This window comes from Mesorhizobium sp. M7A.F.Ca.ET.027.03.2.1 (genome assembly GCF_003999175.1).
Taxonomy (GTDB): domain Bacteria; phylum Pseudomonadota; class Alphaproteobacteria; order Rhizobiales; family Rhizobiaceae; genus Mesorhizobium.
The window spans coordinates 1-1352 of sequence record NZ_RZOM01001347.1 but is presented as its reverse complement, the minus strand read 5'-3'; the positions used below and the strand labels follow the sequence as shown (position 1 = coordinate 1352).

Here is a 1352-nt window from a genome sequence, read left to right as displayed (position 1 = left end):
GCATGATGGCGTCGACATCCGCCTTGGCGACGTTCGTCTGCTGGGTGACGAGATCGGCCACCATGCTGCCGATACGGCTGACTTTCTTGCTGGTCTCGATGGCTTGCGACGCTTCCATTGTGAGGAAGTACATGATCAACAGAATTGGCATGATCAAAGCAAATTCGACCGCCGCGATGCCGCGCCGATCGGACCAGAATCGACTTGCTTTCCGCCAAACTCCCGTCTTCATAAGATGTGCCCCCGCACGAATCATGCCATTGCCCTTTTCTTATACTGCTCGTGCATTCCGCTCAGTTGTCGAACGGCTCGTTCTGCCAGGTCACCGATGCGAAATGCAGGGTCTTGTTGCCGCCCATCGACTGCGCCATGAGGTCGGTCATGATGGGCCGCTTGTAGAAGACCCGAAGCATGTTCCTCGACTCCGCCGCACCCGCTGTCACTGAGAACGATTGGGTTGCGGTGCCTTTCGTCAGTACGACATCGCCGTTCTGGATCTTGAAGCCTGCCGTGGCCGCATCGGCGAACGATGTATATTGGCGAAGATCCACCAGCAGTTGATTGGGACAATCCTGGGAGACGATGATCTGCAGTTTCGTGCAGATCATGTCCCGCAAATTGGTTCCGGCAACGTCAGCCGCCCTCAACTGGCCGGTGCGCAGTTTGCGCGCTACATCGTCGGTGACGTTGGCCATCACCTCCTGGCCGGCAAACGAGATGCAGCTTTCCAGAATGGCAAAGACAAGCAGCGCGAAGGGGACTGAAAGGATCGCGAATTCGATTGCCGTGGCGCCGCGCCGGTCACGAAGGAAGCGGGCGAAAAACCTTGGGCGTCTCACTCTGTGGTCGCCTGCGCGACCGAATTCCTTGCTCATGTCCGATCCTGCCGATCTCTATGTGGTCTCGGAAGGAGCATTAGCGCAAACCGATTGAGGTCCGGTTTGGATGATCGTTAAAGTCGGCGCAGGCCTCTTAACCAGACAATAACCGGAACGGCAGTCGGCAACGCCACCTATCGGCTGACGCTCATCTCCGCTTCCGAAGACTTCTCCGCCTCGCTCTTGTATGAGCTTTCGCAATAGGGTGTGCACGACATCGTCTGGATTTCGGCGCGCCGGTAAATGCGCACGGACGAGGCGGCTTGCCGCACCACGGTAACCTGCTCGTCCACGATGGGGCTGCCGTCCGTATCGAGCACGACCAGATTGGTGACGCCGAAGCCTTTGCCGGTGAGCACGATCGTCGAAGCGTCCTGCACCGAAGCGTCGGCGATTGCCGGGTTGCCGACCACGATGGTGTCTGCGGGACGCTTCGGTGCAGGACGCTTCGACGATCGTGCTCACCGGCAAAGG

General features: G+C 58.7%; 2 protein-coding genes and 2 pseudogenes. All 4 read right to left on the bottom strand.

Features of this window, described 5'->3' with window-relative positions; translation table 11 throughout:
• Positions 1-256: TadE/TadG family type IV pilus assembly protein (locus tag EN750_RS34535; RefSeq protein WP_145968205.1), on the bottom strand; the 256-nt coding region annotated here is incomplete at its 3' end.
• Positions 257-293: 37 nt separating this feature from the next.
• Positions 294-695, bottom strand: a complete 402-nt coding sequence (locus EN750_RS34530) for a pilus assembly protein (protein WP_348629644.1) — start codon at positions 693-695, stop codon at positions 294-296.
• 30 nt (positions 696-725) lie between these two features.
• Positions 726-875: pseudogene (locus tag EN750_RS41755) on the bottom strand (TadE/TadG family type IV pilus assembly protein); the annotation flags it as partial.
• A 137-nt stretch (positions 876-1012) separates the two neighbouring features.
• Positions 1013-1309 (bottom strand): annotated as a pseudogene (locus EN750_RS34525) (pilus assembly protein N-terminal domain-containing protein); the annotation flags it as partial.
• Between the last annotated feature and the right edge of the window lie 43 nt (positions 1310-1352).

Bases quoted from the DNA above. Each gene is read 5' to 3' on its own strand.
- EN750_RS34530 (WP_348629644.1), bottom strand. From the start codon at position 695: ATGGCCAACGTCACCGACGATGTAGCGCGCAAACTGCGCACCGGCCAG.